We start from the raw sequence: 14,551 nt of genomic DNA on the forward strand, positions 1-14,551 counted from the left end.
GTAATGACTAATAAACCAATTATTAGTATGGAAAAAGTATTTAAAAAATATGAAAATAATGCTCTAGCTTTAAATGATATAAATGTAGAAATTCATAAAGGGGAATTTGTTTTTATCGTAGGTCCAAGTGGAGCTGGTAAATCCACCTTTATGCGCATGCTTTTACATGAAACCTTACCTACTTCTGGAACAGTTATCATCAATGGATATAATATCACTAAAATGAAACGACAAGATATTCCTTATTTACGTCGTAGTCTAGGCATCGTTTTCCAAGATTATCGCCTTTTACCTGATAAAACGGTTTATGAAAATATTGCCTTTGCTATGCGAGTTATCGAAGCACCTCGCCGTCTAATACAACATAGCGTAAATAGTGTTTTAGATGTCGTAGGTTTGAAAGATAAATATAATTGTTTTCCTCATCAATTATCCGGTGGTGAACAGCAACGTGTAGCTATAGCTAGAGCTATCGTTAATCAACCTGCTATCGTCATTGCTGACGAACCAACAGGAAATCTTGATCCAGAAACTACATGGGGTATCATGGAAATATTTTATCGCATCAATAAAGCTGGTACTACAATCGTCATGGCTACTCATAATAAAGAAATCGTAGATACTATGCAACGACGCGTATTAACTATTGAAAACGGTCAAATTATTCGAGATGTTGCTCAAGGAGGTTATAGTGATGAAACTTAGTACAAGTGAATATTTTATCAAAGAAGTCTATACCTCTTTTAAACGTAACATTTGGATGACTTTAGCTTCCATTTTTACAGTAGTTCTTTCTTTATTTATCTTAGGTTTTTTCTCTATCGTCATTTTAAATTTAAATAAAATGGCAGACACATTAGAATCACAAGTACAAATAAGCGTATATTTGAAAGATGATTTATCCCAAGAAGAAATCGATGAAACTAAAGAAACTTTGAGTAAAATAGAAGGATTACAAGATATTAAATTCACTACTCGTGAAGAAGCTATGGAAAATTTCAAAGAACGTCTAGGCGACCAACAATTTTTATTAGATGCTTTAGATGATACCAATCCTCTACCTGATTCTTTTTCTTTGACCGTTACTTCTCCTCAGCAAGTAAAAACTATAGCTGATACAGCAACTGCTCTCGATAGCGTAGAATCTGCTTCCTATAGTCAGGATATCATCAATCATTTATTCAATCTGACTCACTTAATTCGCTTAATTGGTGTAGCTTTAATAATCCTATTGACTGGTGCTGCTATTTTTATCATTTCAAATACAATACGCCTCACTGTATTTGCTCGCAGAAAAGAAATAGCCATCATGAAATATGTTGGTGCAACTGACTGGTTCATTCGCTGGCCTTTCCTTCTTGAAGGCATTTGTCTTGGCTTTATCGGTGGGGGTTTAGCTACTATTTTTCTTTATATAGTCTACAATCAAGTTACTCAAGAAATCTATGAAGCTATGGCATTTTTCCCACTCATTCCGCAACACCCATTCATTGATTATATCAGCCTTGCTATCTTAGTTGCAGGAATTATCATTGGTGCTTTGGGCAGTACCATTTCTTTAAAAAGATTTCTAAAAGTTTAAGGAGCATATTTTAATGAAAAAATTTCTTATTTTATCTTTATTATTATGCTTTTTTATGACAAACACACCTCTCGTTTTTGCCGAAAGCCTTTCTGAAAAACAAGAACGCATTGAACAACAAGCCCAAGAAGAAAAAAATAAAATACAAGAAGCCACTGATAAATTAAACGAGGTTTCTGAAAAAATGCGTATCTTACAAGCAGAATTAGATGAAGCAAATACAGCTTATAAGGAAATAAAAGCTAAATTAGACAATGCTAATGAACAGATTGCTCAAAAGAAAAAACAATTAGCAGATACTGAACAATCATTGAAAAAGAACCAGAAATATTTACAAAAACGTGTACGTGATATCTATATACATGGACAAATTTCTTATCTAGATATTTTATTTGGTGCAAAAGATTTTTCAGATTTTTTGACTAGAATGGATTTAATCAAAAGAATTTTACGCTATGACTATGATTTAATCACTAAAATTCATCAAGAACGCAATAGCATTATACAAACTAAAGCAGAATTAGAAAAAGAAAAAACTGCTACAGAAAAATTATATGACGAAGCTAAAACTAAAAAATTTGCTCTTGATGATAAAAAATCCGCTCTTGATAAAATGATAGATAGAATAAAATATGACAAAGAAACATCAGAAAAAGCATATAAAGAACTCATGAATGCATCTGAACAAATTGCTTTAATGATACAAAGACGAGGCTCTTCGGCATATGTCGGCACAGGGCAAATGATTTGGCCTTTAGGTGGCCCTATAACTTCTGAATATGGCTGGCGAACTCACCCTATTTATGGCAATGCTCGCTATCATAGCGGTATTGATATTGGTGGTGATTATGGCATGAATATCTATGCTGCTGACTCTGGTACTGTAACATATTCAGGCTGGATTAGCGGTTATGGCAATACTGTCATTATTGACCATGGAAATGGCGTTTCTACACTTTATGGTCATAATCAATCACTCACTGTAAGTGTCGGTCAAAATATCTCTCAAGGTGATGTCATAGCTCATTGTGGCTCTACAGGAAATTCCACAGGCCCTCATTGTCATTTTGAAGTTCGTGTCAATGGTGAACCTACTAACCCATATGACTATTTATAAATACTAAGTGGTGATATTTTATGAATAAAATTTTAAAAACTATAATTGCAGTCTTACTCATAGCAATTATCTCCTCAATTTCTACTTTAGGTTTAATTTATTATGCTCTCGGTTTTAATGAACAAGGATTTAGCAATCTAATGCGTTTTATTACAGCTTATCGCTTCATTGAAACAAAATATGTCAATGATACTGATGATGTAAAACTAATTGATGGTGCGATTGATGGCATGGTAAAATCCTTAAATGACCCTCATTCCAATTACCTATCACCTAAAATGTATAAAACCTTAATGGAACAAACAGAAGGCTCTTTTGCTGGTATCGGTGTTGTCATGGGTATGGATAATGAACAAAAAATTCATATAGTCGGCATCATGGAAAATTCTCCAGGGCAAAAAGCAGGTCTTCAAGAAGGTGATGAAATTTTAGCCGTTGATGGGGTACCAGTAACTCAAATGGCATTTGATGAAGTAGCTGCCCATGTTCGTGGACAAGCTGGCACCGATGTAGTTTTAACCATTATGCGCGATAATGCAAATCAAGATATAACGATTACACGCGACAATATAAAATTAAAAACTGTCGGTCATAAAATGTTAGATAATAATATCGGCTATATTCAAATAGTATCTTTCTCTGAAGACACTGCCAATGAATTTAACGAAGCTTACAATGATTTAAAAAATCAAGGTATGAAGGCACTTGTATTAGATTTACGCAACAATCCTGGCGGACTTTTGACAACTTGTGTTGAAATTGCTAAAAAACTTGTACCTAAAGGAGAAATTGTTTCTATCGTTGATAAACAAGGAAATAAAGAAACATATTCTTCATCTTTAGAAGCTCCTGAATATCCTCTTGTTGTCTTAATCAATAAAAACAGTGCTAGTGCATCTGAAATACTCTCTGGCGCTATTCAAGATACAAAAGCAGGTACAATAATCGGTAATACTTCTTATGGTAAAGGCTCTGTGCAAACAATCTTACCTATGTTTGAAGATGATGCTGTAAAATTAACTATTGCTAAGTACTATACACCAAGTGGACGTTCTATAGATGGCACAGGTATCACACCTGATATTGAAATAAATTTAGATGAAAATGCTACTTCAGATACACAATTAGATAAAGCATTAGAAGTTTTAAAAGCTCAATTAAATAATAATTAAATATTTTATTTAGGCTATCACTAAAAAATAAATAATATTAGTGATAGTCTTTTATTTTTTTCTAAAATTATAAAAGGATTTTAAAAATTTTCAGAGAATATATTAAATATAGATTTTTAAGATTTTACACCCAGGAGGGATTTTAATATGACAGAATTTAATAGTACACAATTAAGAAATTTAGCATTAGTAGGACATGGCAAATCTGGTAAAACATCAATAGCAGAAAACTGCCTTTTCAAATGTGGTGCTACTAATCGTGTAGGCAAAACAGATGATGGCACTTCCATACTTGATTATGAACCAGAAGAAGTAAAACGCAAAATGACTATTGATTCTAGTCTAGCTTCTTGTGAATGGCAAGGTTACAAAATTAATTTCATAGATACTCCAGGGTATCCTGATTTTACAGGAGAAGTAAAATCTGCTCTTACTGCTTGTGAATCAGCAATCGTAGTAGTTTCTGCTACATCTGGTATTGAAGTTGAAACAGATAGAGCATGGAAATATGCTGAAGAATTATCTCTACCACGTGCTATTTTCATCAATAAAATGGACCGTGAACATGCTGATTTTTATAAAGTAGTAGAAGAATTACGTGCTCATTTTGGTAAAGGAATTGTTCCTATTCAAATTCCTATTGGTAGCGAAGCTAATTTCCAAGGCGTAGCTGACCTTATCACTATGAATACAAAAGTCTTAATCAAAAATAAAGATTTAATTTATGAAATTCCTGAATATATGAAAGATGAAGTAGATACTGCTCGTCATATGCTCATGGAAACTTGCGCTGAATTTAATGATGAATTATTAGAAAAATATCTTGAAGGCGAAGAAATCACTGAAACAGAAGTAGCAGCTGCTCTCATTGAAGGTATCGTAAATGCTAAAATTTTCCCTGTACTTTGCGGTAGTGCTACTAAAGGTATTGGCTTTAGACAATTAATGAACAGTATCATTGAATATATGCCAACACCTTATTTCCGTGCTTCTATGGGTATTAATCCAAAAAATAATGAACTCATTGAACGCCGTACAGAAGATGCTTTCTCCGGATATGTATTTAAAACAGTTGTTGACCAATTCATCGGTAGAGTTAGTTACTTAAAAATCTTATCTGGCACTTTAATTGAAAACAGTTCTGTATATAATAGCGTTAGCGAAAAAACTGAACGTATTAGCAGTCTTTATAGTGCTTGTGGTAAAAATCAACAAGCTCAAAAAATTGCTCATGCTGGTGATATCGTAATCATCACCAAACTTCAAGCAACAAAAACAGGTGATACTTTATGTAATGAAGAAGAACCTATCAAATATGAACCTGTTACTCATCCAGCTTCTATGTTTACTATGGCAATCAAAGCAGATAAAAAAGCTGACGAAGATAAAATCGGCAATGCATTAACTCGTCTAGTAGATGAAGACCCTACTTTAACAATCTATAAAAATACAGAAACTGGCGATTTAACTATCAGTGGTGTAGGTGAATTACATCTCGATGTAGCTATTGAAAAACTCCTAAATAAATTTGGCGTTACAGCTAAACTTTATCAGCCTGCTATCGCTTATCGTGAAACTATCCGTGGCACTAGCAAAGTTGAAGGAAAACATAAAAAACAAAGTGGTGGACATGGTCAATATGGCGATGTTTGGTTAGAATTTAGCCCTGGTGAATTAGGTAGTGGTGTTACTTTCACTGAAACTATCGTAGGTGGTGCTGTTCCTCGTCAATATATTCCTGCTGTAGAGAAAGGTGTTCGTGAAACACTTCAAACAGGTATTTTAGCTGGTTATCCAATGGTTGATATCAAAGTTAATCTCTTTGATGGTTCTTATCATACTGTTGACTCTTCAGAAATGGCTTTCAAAACAGCAGCAGCTCTTGCTATAAAAAAAGGTATTCCTGAAGCAAAACCTGTACTTTTAGAACCATATTATACTTTAAAAATCACAATTCCAGAATATTATATGGGTGATGTAATCAGTGGTATCAATACAAAACGTGGTCGCATCATCAATACTGAAAGCCCATCTCACGATGTCAGCATCATTGAAGCTCAAGTTCCTTTAGCTGAATTATATAAATATGCTACTGATTTACGTTCAGCAACTCAAGGTCGTGGCAGTTACACTATGGAATTTTCACATTATGAAGAAGTTCCTGCTAAAATTAGTGAACAAATAATTGCTGAAAATAATAAATAAAATCTCAAAATAATAAACGAAATGTGAGATAGCCTACATTTTTTGTAGGTCTATCTTGCATTTTTCAGAAAATATATAAAAAAATTAAATTTAAAAATTATACTTGACAATCAACCACAAAAGCTGCATAATATATTACATAAGATACAACTGTGGTATAGGGATTGGGCTTTTTCCCTTTTTTATTTTGCTATTTAAAGAAAACGTTTACCAAAATGGAGGTATAAAAATGTCTAATATTATCGAATTCTTAAAATCTCAAGAAGCTAAAGAAAAACTTATGAGCCTTTACAATCTTGATGAACAAGCTGTAGATACTCAAGTTAAACGTTATCAAAAATTAGCTGATGCTTTTGCTGAAGTTTATCCTGTTGATAATGCATCTTTCTTCAGTTCTTCTGGTCGTATTGAAATCATTGGTAACCATACAGACCATCAACTTGGTCGTATCGTAGCTGCAAGTATCGACATGGATACAATCGCAATTGTTACTCCTAATGCTGACGGCAAAATTCATGTAAAAAGCTTAGAATATGATGAATTCACTATTGATGTTAATGATTTAGCTGTTAAAGAAGATGACTCTCGTACTGTTAAATTAATCAAAGGTATTCTCGAACGTTTCGTTCAAAATGGCAGAAAAATTGGTGGCTTCACTACATTCATGACAACTACAGTATTAAGTGCTGCTGGTGTTAGCTCCTCTGCTTCTTTTGAAATGCTTATCTGCGCAATTTTAAATGACCTCTACAACAATAACGAAATCTCTACTTTAGAATGTGCTAAAGCTGGTCAATGGGCTGAAAATAACAAATGGGATAAAAAATCCGGACTTTTAGACCAATTAGCATGTGCTACTGGTGGTATGATTACTATTGACTTTGCTAACTATGAAAACCCTGAAGTTGTAAAATTAGATAGTAAAGTTATTCAAGATAAATATGACTTTTTCATCACTCCTACAGGCGAAGATCACTCCGCTCTTGATGGCGAATACACTGCTATCACTGTAGAAATGAAAGCTATCTCCCAATTCTTTGGTAAAGAATACTTAAAAGATGTTAGCATGGACGATATCATGGCAAATCTTCCAGCTCTTCGTGAAAAAGCTGGCGACCGTGCAGTTCTTCGTGCTATCCACTTCATTACAGAAACAGAACGTGTTCGCAAATTAGCTGCAGAAGTTAAAGAACATGATTACACTAACTTTGAAAAAGCTGTTACTGATTCTGGTCTTTCTTCTTGGAGATTTTTACAGAACTGTGCAACACCAGACCCTAAACATCAAGGTATTGCACTCTTCCTCGCTATGAATGAAATTTACTTCCAGAATCATAAAGGTGTATGCCGTGTTCATGGTGGCGGTTTTGCTGGTTCTATTCTTTCTGTTATTCCAAAAGAAGAATCTCCTGCATTTAGAGCATTCCTCAAAGATGTTCTTAAAAATGAATATTATGAAATTCATATGCGTGATGCAGGTAGCGTTAAAGTTTTCTAATTTAGCTCTCTCTAATTCTCTTAATATACAATCTCCAAATAGCAGGCAACATATTTTTGTGTTGCCTGCTATTTATTTTACGATTATATTGATATTTAATAGGCAAATCACAGCTTTTTTGATAAAATAAAATACAACTATTTCCTCAAATATATTTCTTATATTTAATAACTAAAAAAGGAGGGATAATTTATGCAAACAGAAAAAACTCCTATAATTTCCAAAGATAAAGATGAGTTAAAAGCTGCACTAGAAGCAATTTTATTTATATCGGGTGAAGCAGTATCTCATTTTCGCTTAGCAAATACTTTAAACATTACAAGCGATGAATTAGATGAACTCATCATGTCCTTACAAGAAGATTTACAAGCTAAACATCGTGGATTAGCATTAGTCAAAATTGCTGGTGGCTATCGATTATGTACAAAAATAAAAATAGCTCCTTATCTTGAAAAATTCACTCAAGTCGTTGATAAAAAGCTCTCTCAACCTATAATGGAAACACTATCTATCATTGCTTTTAAGCAACCTGTTACTAAACAGGAAATCGAAGAAATTCGCGGTGTAAATACAGATAAAATCTTACGTCGTTTACTTGAAAGAGATTTAATTCAAGAAGTTGGCCGTAAAAAGGTCATCGGCAGACCTATATTATATGGTACTACTTCTACATTTTTACAATGTTTCGGCTTAAATGATATAAAAGATTTGCCAGAATTGCCAAATATGAGTTATGAAGAACGAGAAAAACTCTACCAAGAAGCAAATTTATTTTCTAATGAAGATTTAAAAACTGATTAAAACAATTAAGGTATTTTATCATGGAACAAAAATTATTCACCAGTGGCGAATTTGCTAAATTTTGCAATACAACAAAAGATACATTATTTCACTATGATGATATTAATTTATTAAAACCTGCCAAAATAGCCCCTAATGGCTATAGATATTATTCAGCTAATCAAGCATTTTTATTTGATATGATTTCACTTTTAAAAGAAGTAGGTCTTAGCTTAGAAGAAATCAAAATATATATGGATAATCGCGATGCTAAAACTTTTTTATCCATGTTAAAAGAAAAAGATAAAAAAATCCATCAAGAAATAGAACGGTTAAAAAGATTGCGTAGTTTATTAAAAAATACAATGAATATCACACTTGATTCTTTCAATGTAGAAATTGATAAAATCACATTCACTCATAAAGAAGAAGAGTATTTTATTGTAACTGAAGGGCCTAAAACTCCTGATGATAAAGCTATTTTTTCAGCTATTTCTCAACATGTCAATTATTGTAATAAGCATAATTTTTATTATACTTTTTCTTTAGGTGAAATCATTTCTGCTGAACATATTCAAGACAAAACTTTCCAACCTACGTATTTTTGCACGAAAATAAATCGCAAAGTAAACAATAAACAATTACTGATAAAACCTTCTGGATTATATGCCATAAAATATATTCGTGGTTCTTATGATGATTTAATCAAAGCTTATGCTCAATTTGTAGAAGAACTACATAATATGAATTACAATGTCATAGGTGCTTTATATGAAGAAGATATGCTCAATTATCTTTCTGAAACAGATTTCAATTATTATTTAATGAGAATAGAAGCTCGTATTCTTTAACAAAAAAGCTATTAATAGATATTACTATTAATAGCTTTTACTTTCTTTTAACTATTTTCTGCCCTATAGATAAGATGATACTTATTTTCTTTAAGTTCTACAATTTGTTCGACTTCATCTTGATGAATTTGCTGTTCATCAATCAATTCACCTTCACATAAGACACAAGTCCCACAACTACTGCTCAAATCTCGTGGCACAGGCATAATTTTAGCTTTTATATTCATTTGTTCGCATAATTTTTTAAAGCGAATAGCACCAAAATGTGCATAAAAAGTTACTATATATTTCATTGTAGTTTATATTTAACTTTTACTTTGTAAAAGTCAAAGTATATTCTCCATTTTGTTCAGTAATATTGACATTATAGCCTTGCTTTTTACCATAATTGCTCACGTTTTCTTTAGCTGTAGGGCTATCTACTACCATTTGATATTTATTTTCTTTGCTCATCATTGCTTTGCTAAGCATAATCACAGGTTCTGGACAAGAAAGTCCTCTTGCATCTAAAATTTCCATAAATCTAAAACTCCCTCATTATTTTGATTTAATACTAAATGTGTTAAAATATGCTATGAATATCGTTACAACTAGACCGATAACTACTGCAATCTGACCATTTACTGTTGGACCATTGCCACTAGAAGCCAAACCAAAATTATGGGCAAAAGCTGCTCCGATAATTAAACCTAAAACAGTGATAGCACTATCAGAATTGCCTTCACCTGCTAAGACTAATTGACGCAATGGACAACCGCCAAGTAATACACAGCCAAAACCAGCTAATAACATACCTAAGAAATTCCAAATTCCATCTGTATGAGCTATTGGTTGTTTATCAAAACCTAAATTAAAATATGATACATCTGTGATATTTGTAAGTATTAAATTGCAAATAAACGCACTCACTAAAATAGCAATAAAACCTAATAATAATCTTGATTGACCAAATAAAATTATATCTCTTATGCCACCAACCATACATAAACGCGTACGTTGAGCCAACATACCTACAATAATACCTGCAACTAAACTAATAGCTAAAGCTGCATGTTTGCCACCTGGAGCTGAAGCACTTTCCGTAAAATGAATAAATACTGGTGCTGTTAGTAAAAATACTAATAAAACTACAGCGATAATTGGTAAAATACTACCTTCTAATTTAGGCAATTTATATGTTCTTTTTAAACTATATCCTTTATTTAAGAAAAATACTCCTGCCATAATGCCAGCGATAAATCCTACTAAGCCAAAAATAGCATTTAAATCTCCACCTGCTAAACGCAATATCATTCTAAAAGGACAACCTAAGAACATCAAACAGCCAATCATCACGAAAAATGCCAATATAAAACGTGTTAAGGGCGAACTGCCACCTTTAGCATTAAATTCATTTTTAGCCACAGCAATTATAAAACTACCTAAAATCAAACCGATAATTTCTGGTCGAATGTATTGAACTGTTGCTGTGGAATGTAAACCTAAACCACCTGCTGTATCACGTAAAAAACAAGCAATACAAAAACCCATATTCATAGGATTACCAAAATAAACTAAACAAGATGCTATAATACCTATAATTCCCCCTGAAAGTATAATCATCATACTTTCATTCTTTTGCATAATATATGCCTCCCTTTCTATGTATATGCACAATGCGTTTATCATAGCATCTAAACTTAAGCTATGTCTAATTTAATTTATTAATATTTTTCATCTATTTATCAAAAATCATAATAAATGAGGTTTTTATCATGCACAAAATTTATCTAGATAATGCTAGTACATCATTTCCGAAACCACCTTCAGTAGCTAAAGAAGTCTATAATTTTCTTGCTCATAATGCAGTAAATATCAATAGAGGTTCTTATAATAATGCATATTCTATTGAAGAAATAGTTTTTGAAACAAGAGAATTATTAAAAGATTTATTTCACGCTACAGATAGTAAAAATGTAGTCTTCACCAAAAATATAACAGAAAGTTTAAATATATTATTAAAAGGCTTTTTAAAACCAAATGATCATGTAATAATTTCTTCTATGGAGCATAATGCTATTATGCGTCCTTTAACTCAATTAACTAAACAAAATATCAGTTATACTCAAGTTCCTTGCCATATAGATGGAACATTTCCTTTGGCAAAATTATCTGATTGTCTACAAGAAAACACTAAGCTTATCATTGTAACTCATGCTAGTAATGTATGTGGAACCATCTTACCAATTGAGCAAATTGGCGAATTTTGCGTCAAACATAATTTAAAATTCATGGTAGATTGTGCTCAAACTGCTGGTATTTTGCCCATTGATATGCAAAAAATGCATATTGATGCTCTAGCTTTCACAGGTCATAAAGGTTTATTAGGTCCACAAGGAATAGGTGGCTTTATTTTATCTGAAGATATGATTAAACAAATTGAACCGTTAATCAGTGGTGGCACAGGTAGTATCAGTCATACAGAAGAAATACCCCAATTTATGCCCGATAGATTTGAAGCTGGTACTTTAAATCTTCCTGGTATTATTGGGCTACATGCGAGCTTACAATGGTTAAAAAAAATTACTATCGCCAAAATCCATGAACATGAAAATATGTTGACAAATTATTTTTTGCAACAGATACAACAATTAGACCCTGATGAAAAATATATTCGTCTTATTGGCAAAAAAGATACTCTTATGCGTACAGGCGTAGTTTCTATTCAAGTTTTAAATCATGAATTATCACAAATTGCCTATGATTTAGATGATAAATTTCAAATTATGACTAGAGTTGGTCTTCACTGCGCCCCACAGGCACATAAAACTTTAGGTACTTTTCCTACAGGCACAATCCGTTTTTCCTTTGGTTATTTCAATACATTAAAAGAGATAGATTTAACTATAGAAGCTTTAACTAAACTCATTTTAAATAAAGATATACAAAATATATAGGATATTAATTATGGAATTTAGACAATTAGAATCTTTTTGTGCTGTTGTTCGCTATCAAAGTTTTACTAAAGCTGCGGAAAAATTATATATTTCTCAACCTACAATCAGCACTCATATTCGTATGCTTGAACAAGAATTTAATTCTCGTTTAATCATTCGCACTACTAAAAATATTGAAATCACACCACATGGAAAAGAATTATTTGCATGTGCTCAAAAAATCTTCACATTAAAAAATGATTTAATTCAAAAATGGTCTGAAGAAAATAAAAAAATCATTCGTATCGGTGCTTCTACCATTCCTGCCGATTATATATTACCTGAAGTATTACCATTATTTTGTCAAAAATATCCCGATATCCAATTGCATATTCATCAAAATGACAGTGGTAATATCTTACAATCTATTTTGAATGGCAAATTCACCATTGGTATGGTAGGTATGAAATCCTTTGAAAAAGAGCTTGATTTTGTTCCTTTTTTTCATGATGAAATCGTGATGATTACTCCTAAACAAGAAAAATTTTTACATTTTGCCCAAAAAGCATTTAATCAAGATGATTTAATCTCTTTATTGAAAAAAGAAACTATTATTTTGCGTGAACAAGGTAGTGGCAGTAAAAAACGTTTAGAAAGTTACTTTGAGCAAATCAATCTATCCGAAAAATCCTTAAATATCATAGCTAGATTAAATGACCAAGAGTCCATCAAAAAATTAGTAGCTAGTGGCCTTGGCATCTCGTTTATTTCTGCTAAAGCAATCACTGATGCAGATAATTTGCTCACTATAAAATTACCTGAAAATAGCTTAACTCGCAGTTTATATTTTGCTTATCATAAAGACTATATCTTAAAAGAACATATCTTATCTTTTATAAAATTTGTACAAAAATTCTATGCAAAAAAATAAAATAAACGCTATAATACTATACAAGATTAAATATAGAGAGGGTTAGTATATTGAAAATAAAAATATTGACAAACATGGCAATGCTTGTAGCTTTGTCTTTGATTTTAGTAATGTTGATTAACTTCCCGATTTTGCCTGCTGTTCCATTTATGAAATATGACCCTGCTGATATTCCTATTCTCATTGGCAGTTTTCTCTTTGGCCCTATGGGTGGTGTAATCCTGACAGCAATTGTTTCTATCTTACAAGGTTTATTCATCAGTGGTGATGGTGGTCCAATCGGTATCGTCATGCATTTTTTAGCTACAGGTACTTTTGCTTTTATTGCCGGATTTATTTATCAACGTACAAAAACAAAACGTTCTGCTGTTGTCGGTTTAATCTGCGGAGCTTTAAGTATGACTTGTGTTATGGTCATCTGTAATCTATTATTAACACCTATTTTTTTAGGCGCACCTATGGAAAAAGTTATTGAACTACTTTTACCTGCCATCATACCTTTTAATTTGATTAAAGCAAGTATAAATGCTTTGATAACTTATTTCATTTATAAACCTATATCAAATTTTGTACATCGCAACATTTAAAAGGAGCTTTAAATTTGACTGTAATTACTACTATTCGCAAAGTAACAATTGATTTAGAAAATAAAGCTAAACAAATTGCTAAAGATTTATCTATTCCCTATGTTACAAGAAATAATCTTGGCATTGATAAAATAAAACAACAAGAGAATGCAGATACTGTAATCGTTGTAAAAAAAGATAAATTAGTCTTAGATTTACCTACAGGCGAGATGTTCTTTCACCCTAATATGGCTCAAGTTCGCATGAAACGTTTACGTTGTGGTGATATTGATAATATGCTTGAAGCTATGGGCGGACGAGAATTTTTACAAAATAAAACCATCTTAGATTGCACTTTAGGTTTTGCCTCTGATGCAATTATCAGCTCATATGGTGTAGGCCCTAAAGGCAAAGTCATCGGTCTTGAAGTCAATCCTTTAATTGCTCTAATCGTCAAAGATGGACTAAAGACTTATCTACCTACTAATTACGATTTAAAATCTGCTATGGATAATATCACTGTTATCAATCAAGATTATTTAAGTTTTCTTAAAGAACAAGCAGATAATAGTTTTGATGTCATCTATTTTGACCCTATGTTTCGCCATGCACTCACAGACAGTAAAAGTCTAAATCCACTTCGCCAATTAGCGGATATGAGAGCTGTTAGCCACGAAGCATTAAATGAAGCTAAACGCGTTGCTAAATATCGCATAGTCTTCAAAGAAAATAGTCGCAGTCTTGAATTTTCTCGCCTTGGTTTTACTAAAATCTGTGGTGGTAAATACGCTCCTATTCATTATGGAGTAATTGATTTAAACTAAAAATATAAAAGACCTAAGCTTATATGTGACATGCACCCAAAATATTGGACATATTAATTAAGCTACTAATTGAGACTTAGTTCTGTATTCTACGGGACTAAGTCCTTTTA

General features: G+C 32.2%; 15 protein-coding genes. 12 read left to right on the top strand and 3 right to left on the bottom strand.

Going from position 1 to position 14,551, the window contains the following annotated elements:
• Positions 1–18 precede the first annotated feature (18 nt).
• The 8 genes from ftsE to AC5LAX_RS09660 all read left to right on the top strand — a co-directional run bounded on the left by ftsE (position 19) and on the right by AC5LAX_RS09660 (position 9,205).
• The gene (gene ftsE / locus AC5LAX_RS09625; protein ID WP_288908966.1) at positions 19–705 is read left to right on the top strand and encodes a cell division ATP-binding protein FtsE; all 687 of its coding nucleotides are present in this window, start codon (positions 19–21) and stop codon (positions 703–705) included.
• Positions 695–1,582: a permease-like cell division protein FtsX gene (gene ftsX / locus AC5LAX_RS09630; RefSeq protein ID WP_288908959.1), complete on the top strand. Its 888-nt coding sequence runs from the start codon at positions 695–697 to the stop codon at positions 1,580–1,582. The genes ftsE and ftsX overlap by 11 nt, the downstream gene beginning before the upstream one ends.
• A gap of 13 nt (positions 1,583–1,595) precedes the next feature.
• Positions 1,596–2,699, top strand: a complete 1,104-nt coding sequence (locus AC5LAX_RS09635; RefSeq protein WP_288908960.1) for a murein hydrolase activator EnvC family protein — start codon at positions 1,596–1,598, stop codon at positions 2,697–2,699.
• A 20-nt stretch (positions 2,700–2,719) separates the two neighbouring features.
• The gene (locus AC5LAX_RS09640; protein WP_117976792.1) at positions 2,720–3,871 is read left to right on the top strand and encodes a S41 family peptidase; all 1,152 of its coding nucleotides are present in this window, start codon (positions 2,720–2,722) and stop codon (positions 3,869–3,871) included.
• Positions 3,872–4,018: 147 nt separating this feature from the next.
• The gene (fusA, locus tag AC5LAX_RS09645) at positions 4,019–6,076 is read left to right on the top strand and encodes an elongation factor G (RefSeq protein WP_288908961.1); all 2,058 of its coding nucleotides are present in this window, start codon (positions 4,019–4,021) and stop codon (positions 6,074–6,076) included.
• 229 nt (positions 6,077–6,305) lie between these two features.
• A complete protein-coding gene (locus AC5LAX_RS09650) occupies positions 6,306–7,574 on the top strand; it encodes a galactokinase (protein WP_008538310.1) in 1,269 nt (422 codons plus the stop codon).
• A 192-nt stretch (positions 7,575–7,766) separates the two neighbouring features.
• Positions 7,767–8,375: an SMC-Scp complex subunit ScpB gene (gene scpB, locus AC5LAX_RS09655; RefSeq protein WP_008538311.1), complete on the top strand. Its 609-nt coding sequence runs from the start codon at positions 7,767–7,769 to the stop codon at positions 8,373–8,375.
• A gap of 20 nt (positions 8,376–8,395) precedes the next feature.
• On the top strand, positions 8,396–9,205 hold the full coding sequence (locus tag AC5LAX_RS09660) for a MerR family transcriptional regulator (protein ID WP_288908962.1): 810 nt from the start codon (positions 8,396–8,398) through the stop codon (positions 9,203–9,205).
• A 47-nt stretch (positions 9,206–9,252) separates the two neighbouring features.
• Here AC5LAX_RS09660 and AC5LAX_RS09665 read toward each other — a convergent pair whose 3' ends face one another.
• From AC5LAX_RS09665 to yedE, 3 genes are read right to left on the bottom strand one after another with little or no spacing between them, the layout of a single operon-like run.
• Positions 9,253–9,498, bottom strand: a complete 246-nt coding sequence (locus AC5LAX_RS09665) for a putative Se/S carrier protein (protein WP_008538313.1) — start codon at positions 9,496–9,498, stop codon at positions 9,253–9,255.
• Positions 9,499–9,517: 19 nt separating this feature from the next.
• On the bottom strand, positions 9,518–9,724 hold the full coding sequence (locus AC5LAX_RS09670; RefSeq protein ID WP_008538314.1) for a sulfurtransferase TusA family protein: 207 nt from the start codon (positions 9,722–9,724) through the stop codon (positions 9,518–9,520).
• An 18-nt stretch (positions 9,725–9,742) separates the two neighbouring features.
• Complete coding sequence (yedE, locus tag AC5LAX_RS09675; RefSeq protein ID WP_288908963.1) at positions 9,743–10,828, bottom strand: YedE family putative selenium transporter; 1,086 nt, start codon at positions 10,826–10,828, stop codon at positions 9,743–9,745.
• 131 nt (positions 10,829–10,959) lie between these two features.
• Between yedE and AC5LAX_RS09680 the strand changes: the two genes are divergently transcribed.
• Genes AC5LAX_RS09680 through AC5LAX_RS09695 form a run of 4 tightly spaced genes read left to right on the top strand, consistent with a single transcriptional unit; the run spans position 10,960 to position 14,441 of the window.
• Positions 10,960–12,141 carry an aminotransferase class V-fold PLP-dependent enzyme gene (locus AC5LAX_RS09680; protein ID WP_266286569.1) on the top strand — a complete coding sequence of 394 codons (1,182 nt, stop codon included), beginning with the start codon at positions 10,960–10,962 and terminating at the stop codon, positions 12,139–12,141.
• A 10-nt stretch (positions 12,142–12,151) separates the two neighbouring features.
• Complete coding sequence (locus AC5LAX_RS09685; RefSeq protein ID WP_288908964.1) at positions 12,152–13,051, top strand: selenium metabolism-associated LysR family transcriptional regulator; 900 nt, start codon at positions 12,152–12,154, stop codon at positions 13,049–13,051.
• Positions 13,052–13,101: 50 nt separating this feature from the next.
• Positions 13,102–13,638: an ECF transporter S component gene (locus AC5LAX_RS09690; RefSeq protein ID WP_018998947.1), complete on the top strand. Its 537-nt coding sequence runs from the start codon at positions 13,102–13,104 to the stop codon at positions 13,636–13,638.
• A 14-nt stretch (positions 13,639–13,652) separates the two neighbouring features.
• The gene (locus AC5LAX_RS09695) at positions 13,653–14,441 is read left to right on the top strand and encodes a class I SAM-dependent methyltransferase (protein WP_288908965.1); all 789 of its coding nucleotides are present in this window, start codon (positions 13,653–13,655) and stop codon (positions 14,439–14,441) included.
• The last annotated feature ends 110 nt before the right edge of the window (positions 14,442–14,551 follow it).

The organism is Megamonas sp., assembly GCF_986095205.1.